The organism is Herbihabitans rhizosphaerae (assembly GCF_004216555.1).
Lineage (GTDB): Bacteria > Actinomycetota > Actinomycetes > Mycobacteriales > Pseudonocardiaceae > Herbihabitans > Herbihabitans rhizosphaerae.
On sequence record NZ_SGWQ01000008.1, the window covers coordinates 275299 to 291960 of the forward strand.

Below are 16662 nucleotides of genomic sequence, written 5' to 3' on the forward strand. Positions count from 1 at the left end.
ATTAGCGCTGCCCGCTGTTCATCCTGGCTCTGAGCTCGATGCTAGAAGGCGGAACGGGTCGCGCGCGTCCTCGCCACGCGCGCCAGAACTACACACCCAACTAACCCCAATCCGTACCGGAGCCACCTACCTAATGTCCACCGACACCACCACCGTCCCGACGCCAGCCAAGGCGCAGCAGGTCGCGATCAACGATATCGGGACGGAGGAGGACTTCCTCGCCGCCATCGACGCGACGATCAAGTACTTCAACGACGGCGACATCGTTGAGGGAACCATCGTCAAGGTCGACCGGGACGAGGTCCTGCTCGACATCGGCTACAAGACCGAGGGTGTCATCCCCTCGCGTGAGCTGTCGATCAAGCACGACGTCGACCCCAACGAGGTCGTCACCGTCGGCGATGAGGTCGAAGCCCTCGTTCTCCAGAAGGAGGACAAGGAGGGCCGGCTGATCCTGTCCAAGAAGCGTGCTCAGTACGAGCGCGCCTGGGGCACGATCGAGGCGCTCAAGGAGTCCGACGAGCCGGTCAAGGGCACCGTGATCGAGGTGGTCAAGGGTGGTCTGATCCTGGACATCGGGTTGCGCGGCTTCCTCCCGGCCTCGCTGGTCGAGATGCGCCGCGTGCGCGACCTGCAGCCCTACGTCGGCCGCGAGCTCGAGGCGAAGATCATCGAGCTGGACAAGAACCGCAACAACGTGGTCCTGTCCCGCCGCGCCTGGCTGGAGCAGACGCAGTCCGAGGTGCGCACCGAGTTCCTCACCAAGCTGCAGCAGGGCCAGGTCCGCAAGGGCGTCGTGTCCAGCATCGTCAACTTCGGTGCGTTCGTGGACCTCGGCGGCGTCGACGGCCTCGTGCACGTGTCCGAGCTGTCCTGGAAGCACATCGACCACCCGTCCGAGGTCGTCGAGGTCGGCCAGGAGGTCACCGTCGAGGTCCTCTCCGTGGAGATGGACCGCGAGCGCGTGTCCCTGTCGCTCAAGGCGACGCAGGAAGACCCGTGGCGCCAGTTCGCCCGCACCCACGCGATCGGCCAGATCGTGCCGGGCAAGGTCACCAAGCTGGTTCCGTTCGGCGCGTTCGTCCGCGTGGACGAGGGCATCGAGGGCCTGGTGCACATCTCCGAGCTGGCCGAGCGGCACGTGGAGATCCCGGAGCAGGTCGTGCAGGTCGGTACCGAGGTCCTGGTCAAGGTGATCGACATCGACCTGGAGCGCCGGCGGATCTCGCTGTCGCTCAAGCAGGCCAACGAGGGCGTCACCCCGGACACGGAGTTCGACCCGACGCAGTACGGCATGGCCGCCGAGTACGACGCCGAGGGCAACTACATCTACCCCGAGGGCTTCGACCCGGAGACCCAGGAGTGGCAGGACGGCTTCGACACGCAGCGCGAGGAGTGGGAGCGCCAGTACGCCGAGGCGCACACCCGCTACGAGGCTCACATGAAGCAGGTCACCAAGGCCGCGGAGGCGGAGGCCGAGGCCGCCGCCAACGGCGAGGGTGCCGAAGCCGAGGGTGGCGGTGGCGAGAAGGAGTACAAGTCGACTCCGGACACCCCGGCCAAGAGCGGTGGCACGCTGGCCAGCGACGAGCAGCTCGCGGCGCTCCGCGAGAAGCTGTCCGGCGGCGCGTGATCGCCTAGCAACAACGTGGAAGCCCCGCACCCCTTGTGGTGCGGGGCTTTCTCATTGGGGAGGTAGTGATGGAGAAGCTGTTCGAGCCGCAGCGGTGGGAGTGGGGCGGCATCGATGCGCGGTTCTCCACCGTGCTGCCGCCCGACGAGTTGGTGACCAACGTGCACGTGGTCGGGTTCGCCGGTGATCGGGTCGTGGTGTGCCGCGACGACCGCGACGTGTGGTTCCTGCCTGGCGGGACCCGCGAGCCGGGGGAGACCGTCGAGCAGTGCCTCGCCCGCGAGCTGCACGAGGAGGCGGGCGCGCGGCTGGCCGGCCCGGTGCGCCCGCTCGGCGCGCACCACACGGTGACCGACCATCCCGAGCCGTACCGCCCGCACCAGCCGCACCCGGAGAAGGCGTGGCTGTGGTGCGCCGCCGACGTGGTGATCGACGGTCCGCCCGCGGCACCCGAGGACGGCGAGACCGTGTTGGAGGTGCGCGCCGTCGAGCCGGCAGAGGCAGGAAAGTTGTTGCTCACCAACGCCGACTGGTACCCGGACCTGATCACGCTCGCGGTCCGATCGCGAGTCCCACCCCCAGGACGGTGAGTCCCACCCTCGTGTAGACACGCGTGTCTGCGTCAGGGTGGAACTCGGGGCGCTGAGGGTGGGACTCGCGCGATCAGCGGAGGAATCCTCGCAGGAGCGCCGCCGTGCCGTCCACGTGCTCGGCCATCGCGCGCCGGGCCACGGTCGGATCGCCGTCCAGGATGGCGTTCACGATCATGGTGTGCTGCGCGTTCGAGTGCTCGATATTCGGTGGCAGCAAAGGGATCGCGTCGAGCATCGCGTTCAGCCGGGTGCGCACGTCGGCGACCGCGGCGATCAGTGACGGCGCGGCGGTCGCCTCCGCGATGGCCAGGTGCAGCCGGGAGTCCGTGCGCCGGTAGGCGTCGCCCGGGCTGCCGGCGCACTCGTCCAGACACGCCCGCAGGTGCCGGCGCGCCTGCGGGGCGAGCGTGCGGTTCGCGGCGGCTTCGGCGGCGCCCGTCTCCAGGACGGTGCGCAGGCACAGCACGTCGTCCAACTCCTCAGCGGACGGTGCCGCACCGACCGGTCGCGCCGACCGCGCCGGCTCGCTGACGAACGTCCCGCCGTAACGCCCGCGCCTCGACTCGACGTACCCGGCCTCCTGCAGCGACCTGATCGCCTCGCGCAGCGTCATCCGGCTGACGCCGAGCCGCACCGCCAGCTCCCGCTCGGACGGCAGCCGCTCACCGGCGCGGACCACGCCGAGCCGGATCGCCTGCAGCACCCGCTCGACGGTCTCCTCGAACGCGTTGCCCGCCCGTACCGGGCGGAACAACGCGGCGTCGGCGCCCCCTTTGTCGATACCGTCAGAGGGGAGTGACGTAGGCACCGGAGATCCCGCCGTCCACCAGGAACTGCGACGCGGTGATGTACGAGGAGTCGTCGGAGGCGAGGAAGGCCACCGCGCCGGCGATCTCCTCCGGCTCGGCGAACCGTCCCATCGGCACGTGCACGAGCCGGCGGTTGGCGCGTTCCGAGTCGGCCGCGAACAGCTCCCGCAGCAGGGGAGTGTTCACCGGGCCGGGGCACAGCGCGTTGACCCGGATGCCTTCGCGCGCGAACTGCACGCCCAGCTCACGGGACATCGCCAGCACGCCGCCTTTGCTTGCGGTGTAAGCGATCTGGGACGTGGCGGCACCCATGACGGCCACGAACGACGCGGTGTTGATGATCGAGCCGCGGCCGGCGGCGCGCATGTGTGGCAGGGCCGCCCGGCAGCACAGGTACACCGAGGTGAGGTTCACCTGCTGCAGTTTCTGCCACACGTCGATCCCGGTGGTGAGGATCGAGTCGTCCTCGGGTGGCGAGATACCGGCGTTGTTGAACGCGATGTCCAGCCGCCCGTAGGTGTCCACTGTGGACTGGAACAGCGCGGTGACGTCGGCCTCGCTGGTGACGTCGGCGCGAGTGAACAGCCCGTCCACCTCGTCGGCCGCCGCCTGGCCCGCCTCCGGGTCGATGTCGGCGATCACCACGCGCGCGCCCTCACTGGCCAGGCGGCGCGCTGAGGCGAGCCCGATTCCGCTGGCACCGCCGGTGATCACGGCGACCCGGTCCTGCAAGCGCTGCATGTGCTACTCCTCCGTGCTGATGAAGACGTTCTTGGTTTCGGTGAAGGCATCGACGGCGTCCGGGCCGAGCTCGCGGCCGAGCCCGGACTGCTTGAACCCGCCGAACGGGGTCCAGTAGCGGACCGACGAGTGCGAGTTGACCGACAGGTTGCCGGCCTCGACACCGCGGGACACCCGCAGCGCGCGTCCGACGTCGCGGGTCCAGATCGAGCCGGACAGCCCGTACTCGGTGTCGTTGGCGAGTCGGACTGCGTCGGCCTCGTCGTCGAACGGCAGCACCGCGACGACCGGTCCGAACACCTCGTCGGTCACCGCCGGGTGATTCGCCGGCGGGGTCAGAACCGTTGGCGGGAACCAGAAACCCGGCCCGTCCGGCGCGCTTCCACGGAATGCCACATCGCCGTCCACATAGGACTCGACGTGCTCCCGGTGCGCCGCGGAGATCAGCGGACCCATCTCGGTCCGCTCGTCCGCCGGGTCGCCGACGACCACTCCGCGCACGGCCGGTTCGAGCAGCTCCATGAAACGGTCGAACACCTCGCGCTGCACCAGGATCCGCGAGCGGGCGCAGCAGTCCTGCCCGGCGTTGTCGAACACGCCGTACGGCGCGGTGGCCGCGGCGCGTTCCAGATCGGCGTCGGCGAACACGATGTTGGCGTTGTTGCCGCCCAGCTCCAGGGTCACCCGCTTCACCTGCTCGGCGCACCCGGCCATGATCTGCTTGCCGACCTCGGTGGACCCGGTGAACACGACCTTGCGCACCGCCGGATGGGTGACGAACCGTTGTCCCACAACGGATCCCTTGCCCGGCAGCACCTGGAATACGTCCTCGGGGATGCCGGCGTCCCTGGCCAGCTCGCCGAGCCGGATCGCGGTCAGCGGGGTCAGCTCGGCCGGCTTGACCACCACGGTGTTGCCGGTGGCCAGCGCCGGTGCGAACCCCCAGCCGGCGATCGGCATCGGGAAGTTCCACGGCACGATCACGCCCACCACACCGAGCGGCTCGGCGAAGGTGAGATTCACCCCGCCGGGGACCGGGATCTGCTTGCCGTGAAGGCGTTCCGGCGCGGCGGCGTAGTAGTGCAGCACGTCCCGGACGTTGCCCGCTTCCCAGCGCGCGTTGCCGATCGTGTGGCCGGAGTTGGCCACCTCCAGTTGGGCGAGGTTCTCCAGATCGGCGTCCACCGCGTCGGCGAACCGGCGCAGCAGCCGAGCCCGGTCGCTTGGCGCGACGTCCCGCCACGCCGGCAGGGCGGCTTCCGCACGGGCGATCGCCTCGTCGGTCCGCTCGACGTCGGCCGACTCGACCTCGCCCACCGGCTGCTCGGTCGCCGGGTTGATCACCTGGAAGGTGGTCACGGTGTTCCTCCCTGACCGGCCGCGCGCACCAGGGCGGCGAACAGCCGGACGTCGTCGGTGTTCTGTTCCGGATGTGCCTGCACGCCGAGGCAGAACCGGGCGCCGTCCAGCTCGACGCCCTCCACGGTTCCGTCGGCGGCTCGTGCGGTGACGCGCAGCCCGTCGCCGAGTTGGTCGAGCGACTGGTGGTGGTGACAGCGCACGACCGCGGACTCGCCGACGATCTCCGCGAGCCGGCTGCCGGGCTCCACCGTGATCTCGACGTCGCCGAACACACCGAGAGAGGGGAGATGCTCCACGGTGCCCACCACGTCCGGGGTGTGCTGGTGCAGCGTGCCGCCGAGTGCGACGTTGAGCAGCTGCGCGCCGCGACACACGGCGAGCACCGGCAGATCCAGTCGCCGTGCCGCGTCGATCAGCGCCAACTCGGCGGAATCCCTTGCCGTACTGGGGTTTCCGGTCGTCGGATGGGGGAGTTGTCCGTACCGGACGGGGTCGATGTCGGCGCCGCCGGCCAGCACCAGGCCGTCCAGCCAGCCGATCGTCTCCGCGCGCCAGTCACCCACCGGGGACAGCAGCACCGGGTTCCCGCCCGCCGCGTACACACAGTCCACATAGGACTTGTGCAGTACGGCCGCGTCGGTGTCCCAGAGCCCGAACCGGGCCCGCTCCAGGTACGTGGTGACGCCGATGACCGGGCGTTCAGAGCCGTTCGAAACCACGGATCCGCTCCCAGTCGGTCACCGCCGCGTCGAAGGCGGCCAGCTCGACCCGTGCCGCGTTGGCGTAGTGGTCGACCACCTCGTCGCCGAACGCCGTGCGCGCCACCGTGCTCGCCTCGAACAGCTCGGCGGCCTCGCGCAGCGTGGTCGGCACGGTCGGCTTGTCCCCGCTTTCCCCGGCCGCGTACGCGTTGCCGGTGAACTCGGGCTCCAGCGGCAGCTCGTTGTCGATCCCGTGCAGGCCGGCGGCGATCATCGCGGCCACCGCGAGGTACGGGTTCACGTCGCCGCCTGGTGTGCGGTTCTCCAGCCGCAGTGACTCGCCGTGCCCGACGGTGCGCAGCGCGCAGGTGCGGTTGTCCACGCCCCACGCGATCGCCGTCGGCGCGAAACTCCCTGGCACGTAACGCTTGTAGGAGTTGATGTTCGGCGCGAAGAAGTAGGTCAGCTCTCGCATGCAGGCGATCTGGCCGGCCAGGAAGTGCTCCATCATGGTGGAGAAGCCGCCCGGCCGGTCGCCGGCGAGCACCAGCGAGCCGTCGGTGCCGCGCAGGCTGAGGTGGATGTGGCAGGAGTTGCCCTCACGCTCGTTGAACTTCGCCATGAACGTGATGCTCTTGCCGTGCTTGGCGGCGATCTCCTTCGAGCCGGTCTTGTACACGCTGTGGTTGTCGCATGTGGACAGTGCGTCGGCGTACCGGAACGCGATCTCGTGCTGGCCGGGCGCACACTCGCCCTTGGCCGACTCGACGTACAGCCCGGCGCCCTCCATGCCGTTGCGGATGTCGCGCAATAACGGCTCGATCCGCGCGGTGCCGAGCAGGGAGTAGTCCACGTTGTACTGGTTGGCCGGGGTCAGCTCGTGGTAGGCCCGCCGCCAGCCCTGCTCGTAGCTGTCGTCGAACACGATGAACTCCAGCTCGGTGCCGACGAACGCGCCGAGCCCCCGGTCGGTGAGCCGGTCGAGTTGGGCGCGCAGCACCTGGCGGGGTGAGGCGAGGACCGGGCCGCCGTCGGTCCGCTCCAGGTCGGCCAGCACCAGCGCGGTCCCGTCGTGCCAGGGGACCAGGCGCAGCGTGGCGAGGTCGGGGCGCAGCACGAAGTCGCCGTAGCCGGTGTCCCAGGAGGACATGCGGTACCCGCCGACGGTATTCATCTCGACGTCCACCGCGAGCAGGTAGTTGCACGCCTCGGCGGCGTGGTCGAGCACCTCGTTGAGGAAGTACCGTGCCGAGCAGCGCTTGCCCTGCAGCCGGCCCTGCATGTCGGTGAGGGCGATCAGCACGGTGTCCACCGTGCCGGCGTCGACCAGCTCCCGGAGCCGCTCGACGGTGAGCGGGCCTTCGGCGTCCGGCATCTGGCGCTCCCTTTCAGTGGCCGAAACTTATCGATCGCTTCGTTCATGTTTCGCGTACTTTAGCCCGCTAAAGTCCGGCGCGGCGGATTCAAAGGGTCAAACTAGTCCCATTGGCTGGAGGTGTCGATCGTCCGGTCGTGCGACTTTGGGGTTACCTCGAATGGTGGATAGACGGAGCTTTGTGGACCCGAGCAGACTCTACGGGTTCAAAGGATCCCATTCAGACCTTTGAGGAGCTGAGCATGGCAGCCGAGACCACCGAGCGCCCGGACGACGACGAAGCCCGCCTGCACGCCCTCGGCTACGCCCAGGAGTTGCGGAGGTCGATGTCCGGCTTCGCCAACTTCGCCGTCTCGTTCACGATCATCTCGATCCTGTCCGGCTGCCTCACGCTGTACGGGTTCGGGCTGGCCACCGGCGGCCCGGCCGCGATGATCTGGGGTTGGCCGCTGGTCGGTGTGTTCGTGGTGCTCGTCGGGCTCGGCATGGCCGAGGTGTGCTCCAGCTATCCGACGGCCGGCGGGCTGTACTACTGGGCGGCCAAGCTCGCCAGGCGCAACGGGGCCGCCTGGTCCTGGTTCACCGGCTGGTTCAACCTGATCGGCCAGGTCGCGGTGACCGCCGGCATCGACTTCGGCGCGGCGCTGTTCCTGAACGCGTTCCTCAACCTGCAGTTCGGCATGGCGGCCACACCGGGCAACACGATCATGCTGCTCGGCGCGATCCTGGTGCTGCACGGGCTGCTGAACACCTTCGGCGTGCGGCTGGTCGCGCTGCTCAACTCGATCAGCGTGTGGTGGCACCTGATCGGCGTGGCGCTGATCGTGACGGTGCTGGCGGTCGTGCCGGACAAGCACCAGGACGCGTCGTTCGTGTTCGGCGAGTTCGTGAACAACACCGGCTGGGGCTCGTCGGTGTACGTGTTCGCGCTCGGTCTGCTGCTCGCGCAGTACACGCTCACCGGCTACGACGCCTCGGCGCACATGACCGAGGAGACCCGCAACGCGGCGATCGCCGGCCCGCGCGGCATCGTCCGGTCGATCGTGGTGTCGCTCGTCGCGGGCTGGATCCTGTTGCTGGGCTTGACGTTCGCCATCCAGGACTACGACGGCACGGTCGGCTCGGAGACCGGCGTGCCACCCGCGCAGATCTTCATCGACGCGACCGGTGCCACCACCGGCAAGCTCCTGCTGCTGATCTGCATCGGCGCGCAACTGTTCTGCGGCATGGCCTCGGTGACCGCGAACTCGCGGATGATCTACGCCTTCGCCAGGGACGGCGCCCTGCCGGGATCGAGCTTCTGGCACCGGATCAACAAGCGGACCAGGACGCCGACCAACTCGGTGTGGCTCGCCGCCGGCGGCGCGTTCCTGCTGGCGCTGCCGTACCTGTGGAGCAGCACCGCCTACGCGGCCGTCACCTCGATCGCCGTGGTCGGGCTGTACGTCGCCTACGTGATCCCGGTCTTCCTGCGGGTGCGGCGGGGTGACGAGTTCGAGCGCGGGCCGTGGCACCTTGGCCGTTGGGGCCGGCCGGTCGGCATCGTGGCGACGGTGTGGGTGGCGCTGATCTTCGTGCTGTTCATGCTGCCGCAGAAGTCGCCGGTCACCGTCGACACGTTCAACTACACGCCGATCGCGTTCCTGATCGTGCTCGGCGGCGCCGGGCTGTGGTGGGTGGTGTCCGCGCGGAAGTGGTTCACCGGTCCGAAGGTGCAGGGGACCGAGGAGGAACTGGCCGCGGTGGAGCGTGACTTGAAAGCGTAGTTTCCTTGCGCCGCAACGGATACTGTGTGCCGATGCGCTGGTTGCCGTGCTGTGTGCTCGTCGTGGTCATGGCGGCCGGCTGTACGACGCGACAGCCACCGCCGCCAGCACCACCGGTGCCCACCTTCTCCGGCTCGCCGGCACCCACCCCGCGCGCCGAGCGGACCGTGCCGCGGCTGTGTCACGAGGTGGTCCAAGGCGAGGAGGTGGAGTCGATCATCGGCAACGGGGTGAGTGGCGTGCCGGCGGCCGTGGTCGGCGTGCCCGAACCCGCGATCGGCCGGACCACGCGGATCGACTGCTACTACGGCGTTCCCACGGGTGCGCCGAGTACCGCCGCCACGCTCACGATCACGCTGGCCGGCTACACCGACGCCGCGACCGCTGCCTATCGCGTCGGGTACACAATGGACGGTGAGCGGGCCAAGGGCGGCCAGGTGGTCGCGGCACGGGCCGGGCTCGATCCGGCCACCCCGGTGTTCGCCGGGAAGAGCACGTTGATCGCCGCGCACGGCAGGACGACCGTGGTGGTGGAGGCGGCTCCGGAACTCGTGCCACCGGATCGTGCGGCTGATCTTCTCGGGCGCATAGCAGATCGGGCGCTCACCCCGAGGTGAGCGCCCGATCCGTGCCACGTCGTCAGGTCGGCGCGGTCGCGGGTGCCCAGGCCTTCTCCGTCGCCGCGGCGACCGCTCGCCGCCGCAGCCCGGCAAGGCTGTGCTTCGCCGGCACCGTGATCGCGGACCACCAGCTGCGCCGGTGGTCCTCCAGTGCCATTGCCACCTGACGATGCTGGAGGCAGTGCACCAGGCCCGGCGTGCCAAGCCGATGCCTCCCCGGGTGCCTGTTCCGTCGCATGCGTCCTCCGTGTGGGTGATCAGATAGACGCACCGTAGGCCAATGACGTGCGAAAACCGTGGAAGACGCGCGGCGTGTCAACCTCAGGTGGAGGGTAACGGTTCGGCCACAGCAAGATCGTCCTGCGAGAATGCCGGCATGTTGCGCGTAGGCCTCACCGGCGGCATCGGGTCCGGCAAGTCCACCGTCGCCAACCGGCTCGCCGAGCACGGCGCGGTCGTCGTCGACGCCGACCAACTCGCCAGGGAGGTGGTGGCGCCCGGTTCGGACGGGCTCGCCGAGATCGTGCGCGCGTTCGGCGAGGACGTGCTGCGCGACGACGGCTCGCTGGATCGGCCCAAGCTCGGCGAGCTGGTGTTCGCCGACCCGGAGCACAGAGCGACACTGAACGGGATCGTGCACCCTCGGGTCGGTGCGCGCACGGCCGAGCTGATGGCCGCCGCGCCGCCGGACGCCGTGGTGGTGCACGACGTGCCGCTGCTCGTGGAGAACGGCCTCGCCCCGGCGTACCACCTGGTGATTGTGGTGGACGCACCGGTCGACGTGCGGGTGCGCCGGCTGATCGCCGATCGGGGAATGTCCGAACAGGACGCGCGCGCCCGGATCGCCGCGCAGGCCGACGAGGTGCGCCGCCGCGCGGTGGCCGACGTGTGGCTGGACAACTCGGGCGCGCGCGAGGTCGTGCTGTCCGAAGTGGACGCGCTGTGGGCCGATCGGCTGACCGGGTACGAGTCGAACGTGCGCCTGCACCGGCGTGCCGCGTACGGCGGACCGCGGATCGTCGAACCGGACGCGACCTGGCCGGCGCAGGCGGAGCGGCTGATCGCGCGGATCCGTGTCGCGGCGGGGGAGAAGGCGCTGCGCGTGGACCACATCGGGTCGACGTCGGTGGCCGGCCTCGCCGCGAAGGACGTGATCGACCTGCAGGTCACGGTCGCCTCGATGGACGACGCCGACGCGCTCGCCGGTGCGCTGGACGGTGCCGGGTTCCCGCGATTCGCGTCGATCACCGGCGACGAGCCGAAGCCGGCGGCACCCGATCCCGAGCAGTGGGTGAAACGGGTGCACGCGGGGACCGACCCTGGCCGGCCGGCCAACGTGCACCTGCGGGTCGAGGGGCGCGCGGGGTGGCGGTTCGCCCTGTTGTTCCGTGACTGGATGCGCGCCGACGCCGACGCGCGCGCCGAGTACGAAGCCCTGAAACGCCGGCTGGCCAAGGAGTTCACCGGCGACGACGATGCCGGCCGCTACGCCGAGGCGAAGGAACCCTGGTTCGACGACGCCTTCGAGCGCGCCGAGGCCTGGGCCACCACGACCAACTGGCACCCGTAACTCGCGAGTCCCGCGCCCTGCACCGGTGAGTCCCGCGCTCAGGCAGCACGAGCGCGGGACTCACCGTGCCTGAACGCGGGACTCGCGCGTTTGGGCTAAGAGGTTTCGGTGGTGTCGCCCGCGGCGGGTTCCTCGGTGGTCTCCGCCGCCGGGATGACGAGCGGGCGGATCTTGGCCCACGCGACGAACAACACCGCGGCGACCAGCATGGCGATGCCCGCCCACAGGTTGATGTTGACGTTGTCCGCCTTGGCCAGATCGTCGTCGCTGGTGAAGCCGGCGCCCATGATGGTGAGCACCGCCCCGTAGACCCCGAGCAGCAGGGCGATGATCAGCCGGACGTCGAACGCCGAGGTGTGGCGCCCGCCGGTGCTCGTGCTCATCGGTGCTCCCTCCACTGTGGACTGTCCATTGTAGGCATCAGAAGATGATGTTCAGGATGATCGTGATGGCCAGGACGATGCCGGCCAGCAGCGCCGGGTTGCGGTACCAGCCGGCGTCCTCACCGGTGGTCGAGTGCTGCCGGGTTTCCTTCGGTGTCAACGAGTACACCAGTCCGACGAGTTGTGCCTCCGGCTTCGGCGCGGTCGCGTAGGTGACCGCGACGCTCACCACGATGTCGACCACGAACGCCGCACCGGCGCCGACGAAGCTCGCGCCCTGGCCGGGCAGGTCGATCGCGCCGGTCTCGGACAGGAGGAACACGCCGACCGCGGCCAGTGTGCCAGACACCAGCCCGGTCCAACCGGCCGTCGCGGTCATCCGCTTCCAGAACATACCGAGGATGAACGTGGCGAACAGCGGCGCGTTGAAGAACGAGAACAGTTGCTGCAGGTAGTCCATCAGGTTGGCGTACGTGGACGCGATGAACGCGGTGCCGATCGCGAGGATCGTGCCGCCGGCCGTCACCCAGCGGCCGAGCTTCAGGTAGTAGTCGTCCGGCCGGTCCTTCTTGATGTAGCTCTGCCAGATGTCGTAGGAGAACACCGTGTTGAACGAGCTCAGGTTGGCCGCCATACCCGCCATGAACGAGGCGAGCAAACCGGCGAGCGCGACGCCGAGCATGCCGTTGGGCAACAGGTCCCGCATCAGGAGCAGCAGCGCGTCGTTGAACGTCGCACCGCTCGGCGCGCTCTTGTCGCCGACCAATGCCGTGCGGTTCGCGCCCATCAACTCGGTGACGGTGACCGCGGCGATCATGCCGGGGATGATCACGATGAACGGCACGAACATCTTCGGGAACGCGCCGATGATCGGGGTGCGCCGCGCCGCCGACATGCTCTTGGACGCCATCGCGCGCTGGACCTCGACGAAGTTCGTCGTCCAGTAGCCGAAGGACAGCACGAAGCCGAGGCCGAACACCAGACCGACGACCGACCAGAACGGGCTCCCGAAGCCGGTGATGTTGGTGCCCGGCCAGGAGTTCACGTCCGGCTGGCTGCCGGGGGCGAGGCCGATCTTGTCCACCAGGCCCTGCCAGCCGCCGACCTTGACGAGACCCACGATGGTCAGGGGCACCAGGGCGGCGACGATCACGAAGAACTGCAGTACCTCGTTGTAGATCGCCGCGGACAGCCCGCCGAGCGCGGTGTACGTGAGCACCACGACCGCGGCCAGGATGATCGCGAGCCAGATCGGCCAGCCGAGCAGCACGTTGACGATCTTGGCGAGCAGGAACAGGTTCGCGCCGGCGATCAGGATCTGCGCCGTGGCGAAGCTGATGCCGTTCACCAGGTGCGCCGGTTTCCCGAAGCGTCGCAACATGAACTCGGGGACGCTGCGCACCTTGGAGCCGTAGTAGAACGGCATCATCACGATGCCGAGGAACAGCATCGCGGGGATCGCGCCGACCCAGAAGTAGTGCGCTGTCGGCATGCCGTACTGGGCGCCGTTGGCCGACATACCCATGACTTCGATCGCGCCGAGGTTGGCCGAGATGAAGGCCAACCCGGTCACCCATGCTGGCAGCGATCGCCCGGACAGGAAGAAGTCGAGGCTGGTCGACACCTGGCGTTTCGCGAGGTATCCGATGCCGAGTACCAGCGTGAAGTAGAACGCGAGCAACAGGTAGTCGATCGCGTTGGCATCGAGGCGGAGATTGGCCTGGGCTAGAACCATGTGTCGACTCCAGCGTCATCGGGGGAACCGAGCGTCGAATTTGTTTGCCGTCGCACCGTACTCCCGGGGCCTGGCATGGTCTAGACCGCCGCGCGCCGGCAGCCGACCGTCGTCAAACCGTTACCTGGCGGTATTTAGTGGCTACGTCGCGAGTTTTAGCGCCCCCGAGGTTGACACAGAACGCGCGCGCGTGCCAACGTTCCGCGTACTGGGTGGGTTCGATTCTTTGGGGGAATTGATGACCATCGCCAGTCCAGTCGCCACCCGTTCTCTCGACCCTGGAACCGTCGGCGCCTTCGAGAACCAGAACCCGATTCCCACACCCGATCACGGGGTGCATCTCGCCGTTCTGCCGACCGGATCGGTGCTGTCGTTCAGTTTCGGCCTGCCCACCGAAATGCCTCCGTTGAGCGCGCCGACGTTCACGCCGGGATCGCGCAACTCCGGGCACGCCTACCTGTGGGAACCCAGGGCTGGCAACGGTTTGGAGGCTTGGGCGCCGGCCCACCCGCCGGTTGTCGACCCGCCGGACGGGACCGGCGAACCGCGTCCGGCGCCGTTGTTCCGGGCCGGCACGGCGTTCATGTCCAACGGAACGCTCGCCGTTTTCGGTGGAAACTTGGCGAACGGTGGAAAACAGAGCGGAATGCGCACCGTCTTCACCTTCGATCCGTGGGGGCGGCACTGGTACCGGCAAGCCGACATGGCTGTCGGACGATGGGCGCCGACCGCATTTCGGACGGCGTCCGGGCGAATGGGAATCGTCGGCGGAGTGGACGAGAACGGCGTGCGAACCGATGTGCTTGAGGTGTTTCCGGCGGTGTCCATGCCGCTGCCGGCCCGCGCCGCCCGGTCGATCACTGGTCTGCCGGCCGCACGACGACCCGACCGGGTGAACCGCGCGGTGCGGCACGCCTGCGCGCTCGCCGACGGCTGGGTGTACCTGTTCGGCGAGTTGCCGGACGAGCAGTACCGCGTGCACGCCGACACGTGGCGGGTCGAGCCGTTGCGACCGAGGCCGGAGTCGGACATCTGCTGCGGCGTCGTGCCGCTGCCGGGTGGGCCGGCCGGGCCGACCGAGGTGCTGATCAGCGGTGCGGTGGCGACCTGCTGGCGGTTCGATGTCGGGACGCAGGCGTGGCACAAGGACTCGGACCGTGCGTCGCGCGTCGACACCGAGGCGATGGTGGTGCTCCCGGACGGGACCGTGTTCGGCGTGGCCGGCGGGCAGGTCGAGTTGTACGACCCGGAGGCGCGGGCCTGGACGGTCGGCCCGTCGTGCACCCGGCCGTACGAGAACCCGTCCACGGCTGTGTTGTTGCCGGACGCGCGGGTACTCATCGCTGGTGGTGTGCCCGGCTCGATGGACCTGTACCACCCGCCGTACCTGTTCCGCGGGGAGCGGCCCATGATCATCGGGCCGCGGCAGGACGCGGTCAGTGCGGACGAGCCCTTCGAGATCGCGTGGTCCGGACGGCCGGTGTCACGTGCGGTGCTCGTCGCGCCCGGTGCGGCGACCCACTCGGTCGACGGCGAACAGCGGCACATCGAGCTGCGGATCGAGCCCGCCGGCCCAGGGCGGTTGTTCGCGTACGGGCCGCCCACCGCGGCCGCCGCGCCGCCCGGGTACTACATGTTGTTCGTGCTCACCGAGGACGGCGTGCCCAGCGAGGCCCGGTTTATCTGGTTCGCCGGTTAGGTCCGGCAGAGGATTTCGCCGTGCGGGACGATGAACCAGCCGTCCGGCGAGGCGCCCCAGGTACGCCACCCCTCAGCAAGCCGCTCCAGGTCTGCCCGAGTCGCGTTCCCCTGCGCCACCGCATGTTCCGCGATCGCCGAGTCGGTGACGCGCTCCGCCCACATGCCGCTCCACCACGCGCGGTCTTCCGGCGAGGCGAAGCACCAGACCGAGGCGGTTGCGGTGACATCCGTGAACCCAGCCGCCTGCGCCCAGGCCAACAGACGTCGGCCGGCGTCAGGTTCGCCGCCGTTCCCGATCGCGGTGCGGCGGTACATCGTCAGCCATTCGTCGAGCTCGGGCACCACCGGGTACCAGGTGAACGCGGCGTAGTCCGAGTCACGCGCGGCGACCAAGCCGCCGGGCTTGCACACCCGGCGCATCTCGCGGAGCGCCTGCACCGGATCGGAGACGTGTTGTAGCACTTGGTGCGCGTGCACCACATCGAACTCGTCGTCAGGGAGATCGAGCGCGAGCACATCGCCCATCGTGAAGTCCACGTTCGACAGACCACGGTCGCCGACGTGCACACGAGCGCCGCCCAGCGCCTCTTCGGACGCTTCCAGCGCCGTCACCCGCCCAGGCGCCACCCGCTCGGCGAGATCGGCGGTGATCGTGCCCGGCCCGCACCCGATGTCCACAATGGACTGTCCGCTGTGGAGGTGGGGAAGCAGGTACGCGGCTGAGTTCTCCACCGTGCGCCAGCTGTGCGAGCGCAGCACCGACTCGTGGTGCCCGTGCGTGTAGGTCATGCGCCAACGTTATCCGCCACTAGGCTGCGGCCCATGCCTCAGCCGCCGGAGTACGTCGTCACAGTCAAGAAATGGCCGGCATATGTTCTCGGCGCGCTGATCCTGCTCCTGGCAGCCCTGTACGTGTTCCAGATCTCGATGATGGCCAGCGGACCACACGCACTCGTGGACGCGACCTCCGTGGCGCTGTTCGTCGTGGCGGTCGCCGCCATGATGGTGAGCCTCGCGGGATTCTGCTGGATGCTGCGCTGGATCGTCGTCATGATCCAGCAACCGCCCACGCTGAACACCGACGGGATGTGGTTGTGGGCCTATGCGACGAAGGAGCGACAGTTCGTGCCGTGGACACAGATAACTGCCGTGCGGATCGCTCGCAAAGGTCTCGCGAAGGGGCTGTTCGTCTACGTGCTCGACGCTCCGGACAGTCTCGCCGGTGGTGATCCGGGAAAGGCGCGAAGGATCGCTCGTGGGATGCGCCGCATGCTCGGCGCGCCGTTCAGCTATTCGGTGAAGACGGGCCATCGGCGCGTGGACGAACTGGACGCCGCGCTTCGTGGGTTCACCGGTGGGCGACTCCATTTGATTCGGTAGCTGTACCTCTCTATGCAGCGCCGACGTGCATGGTGTTGCGGATTGCTTTGCGATCCGGGTCGATCCACGCGGGCGGGATGTAGTGCGGGATGCCGTTGCGCATGATGATTTCCCAGTCTTGTTGGTGGATGGTGGTGTGGTGGTGTCGGCAGAGCAGGGTCATGAGTTCTGCTGAGGTTATTCCGCCGTCGATCCAGTGGATGATGTGGTGTGCGTCGGTCCATTCTGGTCAATACCGCTAAGTTAAGCTGCTCGTCTCTGTAGTTTGATGGTTGGCGGTCCGGTATGTCGAA

The 16662-nt window shown here is 68.8% G+C and carries 17 protein-coding genes; 7 read left to right on the forward strand and 10 right to left on the reverse strand.

Translation table 11 applies throughout. The features are described from left to right. Positions 1-133: 133 nt before the first annotated feature. Together rpsA and EV193_RS23425 are read left to right on the forward strand one after the other, a co-directional pair. A complete protein-coding gene (gene rpsA / locus EV193_RS23420) occupies positions 134-1633 on the forward strand; it encodes a 30S ribosomal protein S1 (protein ID WP_130346401.1) in 1500 nt (499 codons plus the stop codon). A 68-nt stretch (positions 1634-1701) separates the two neighbouring features. After that, positions 1702-2223, forward strand: a complete 522-nt coding sequence (locus EV193_RS23425) for an NUDIX domain-containing protein (RefSeq protein ID WP_130346403.1) — start codon at positions 1702-1704, stop codon at positions 2221-2223. A 73-nt stretch (positions 2224-2296) separates the two neighbouring features. Here EV193_RS23425 and EV193_RS23430 read toward each other — a convergent pair whose 3' ends face one another. Genes EV193_RS23430 through EV193_RS23450 form a run of 5 tightly spaced genes read right to left on the reverse strand, consistent with a single transcriptional unit; the run spans position 2297 to position 7214 of the window. After that, positions 2297-3034, reverse strand: coding sequence for a FadR/GntR family transcriptional regulator (locus EV193_RS23430; RefSeq protein WP_242613602.1), 738 nt, complete (start codon positions 3032-3034; stop codon positions 2297-2299). Continuing rightward, the gene (locus EV193_RS23435) at positions 3012-3776 is read right to left on the reverse strand and encodes a 3-oxoacyl-ACP reductase (protein ID WP_130346405.1); all 765 of its coding nucleotides are present in this window, start codon (positions 3774-3776) and stop codon (positions 3012-3014) included. The genes EV193_RS23430 and EV193_RS23435 overlap by 23 nt, the downstream gene beginning before the upstream one ends. Positions 3777-3779: 3 nt before the next feature. Then, on the reverse strand, positions 3780-5135 hold the full coding sequence (locus EV193_RS23440) for an aldehyde dehydrogenase family protein (RefSeq protein ID WP_130346407.1): 1356 nt from the start codon (positions 5133-5135) through the stop codon (positions 3780-3782). Then, a complete protein-coding gene (locus tag EV193_RS23445) occupies positions 5132-5857 on the reverse strand; it encodes a gamma-glutamyl-gamma-aminobutyrate hydrolase family protein (protein ID WP_130346409.1) in 726 nt (241 codons plus the stop codon). The genes EV193_RS23440 and EV193_RS23445 overlap by 4 nt, the downstream gene beginning before the upstream one ends. After that, a complete protein-coding gene (locus EV193_RS23450) occupies positions 5838-7214 on the reverse strand; it encodes a glutamine synthetase family protein (protein ID WP_130346411.1) in 1377 nt (458 codons plus the stop codon). Before EV193_RS23450 ends, EV193_RS23445 begins: the two co-directional genes overlap by 20 nt. A gap of 242 nt (positions 7215-7456) precedes the next feature. Between EV193_RS23450 and EV193_RS23455 the strand changes: the two genes are divergently transcribed. Together EV193_RS23455 and EV193_RS23460 are read left to right on the forward strand one after the other, a co-directional pair. Continuing rightward, positions 7457-8980: an amino acid permease gene (locus tag EV193_RS23455; protein WP_165401473.1), complete on the forward strand. Its 1524-nt coding sequence runs from the start codon at positions 7457-7459 to the stop codon at positions 8978-8980. A gap of 32 nt (positions 8981-9012) precedes the next feature. Then, on the forward strand, positions 9013-9597 hold the full coding sequence (locus EV193_RS23460; protein ID WP_130346413.1) for a hypothetical protein: 585 nt from the start codon (positions 9013-9015) through the stop codon (positions 9595-9597). A 22-nt stretch (positions 9598-9619) separates the two neighbouring features. Here EV193_RS23460 and EV193_RS23465 read toward each other — a convergent pair whose 3' ends face one another. Continuing rightward, positions 9620-9838, reverse strand: a complete 219-nt coding sequence (locus tag EV193_RS23465) for a hypothetical protein (protein ID WP_130346415.1) — start codon at positions 9836-9838, stop codon at positions 9620-9622. A gap of 138 nt (positions 9839-9976) precedes the next feature. Here EV193_RS23465 and coaE point away from each other — a divergent pair, with 138 nt between their 5' ends. Beyond that, entirely contained in the window at positions 9977-11170 is a 1194-nt protein-coding gene (gene coaE / locus EV193_RS23470) for a dephospho-CoA kinase (RefSeq protein WP_130346417.1), read from the forward strand. A 95-nt stretch (positions 11171-11265) separates the two neighbouring features. Here the strand turns inward: coaE and EV193_RS23475 are convergent, their stop codons facing one another. Next, complete coding sequence (locus EV193_RS23475) at positions 11266-11553, reverse strand: hypothetical protein (protein ID WP_130346419.1); 288 nt, start codon at positions 11551-11553, stop codon at positions 11266-11268. A 37-nt stretch (positions 11554-11590) separates the two neighbouring features. Further along, positions 11591-13288: a sodium:solute symporter family protein gene (locus EV193_RS23480; RefSeq protein ID WP_130346421.1), complete on the reverse strand. Its 1698-nt coding sequence runs from the start codon at positions 13286-13288 to the stop codon at positions 11591-11593. 238 nt (positions 13289-13526) lie between these two features. Between EV193_RS23480 and EV193_RS23485 the strand changes: the two genes are divergently transcribed. Further along, the gene (locus EV193_RS23485) at positions 13527-14987 is read left to right on the forward strand and encodes a galactose oxidase early set domain-containing protein (protein ID WP_165401474.1); all 1461 of its coding nucleotides are present in this window, start codon (positions 13527-13529) and stop codon (positions 14985-14987) included. Here EV193_RS23485 and EV193_RS23490 read toward each other — a convergent pair. Then, positions 14984-15778: a methyltransferase domain-containing protein gene (locus EV193_RS23490; RefSeq protein WP_130346425.1), complete on the reverse strand. Its 795-nt coding sequence runs from the start codon at positions 15776-15778 to the stop codon at positions 14984-14986. The genes EV193_RS23485 and EV193_RS23490 overlap by 4 nt on opposite strands. 33 nt (positions 15779-15811) lie before the next feature. On the opposite strand from EV193_RS23490, the gene EV193_RS23495 reads away from it, so the two are divergent. After that, positions 15812-16369, forward strand: a complete 558-nt coding sequence (locus tag EV193_RS23495) for a hypothetical protein (protein ID WP_130346427.1) — start codon at positions 15812-15814, stop codon at positions 16367-16369. A gap of 10 nt (positions 16370-16379) precedes the next feature. On the opposite strand, the gene EV193_RS33485 is transcribed toward EV193_RS23495, so the two are convergent. After that, positions 16380-16532: a hypothetical protein gene (locus EV193_RS33485; RefSeq protein ID WP_165401475.1), complete on the reverse strand. Its 153-nt coding sequence runs from the start codon at positions 16530-16532 to the stop codon at positions 16380-16382. Positions 16533-16662: the final 130 nt, after the last annotated feature.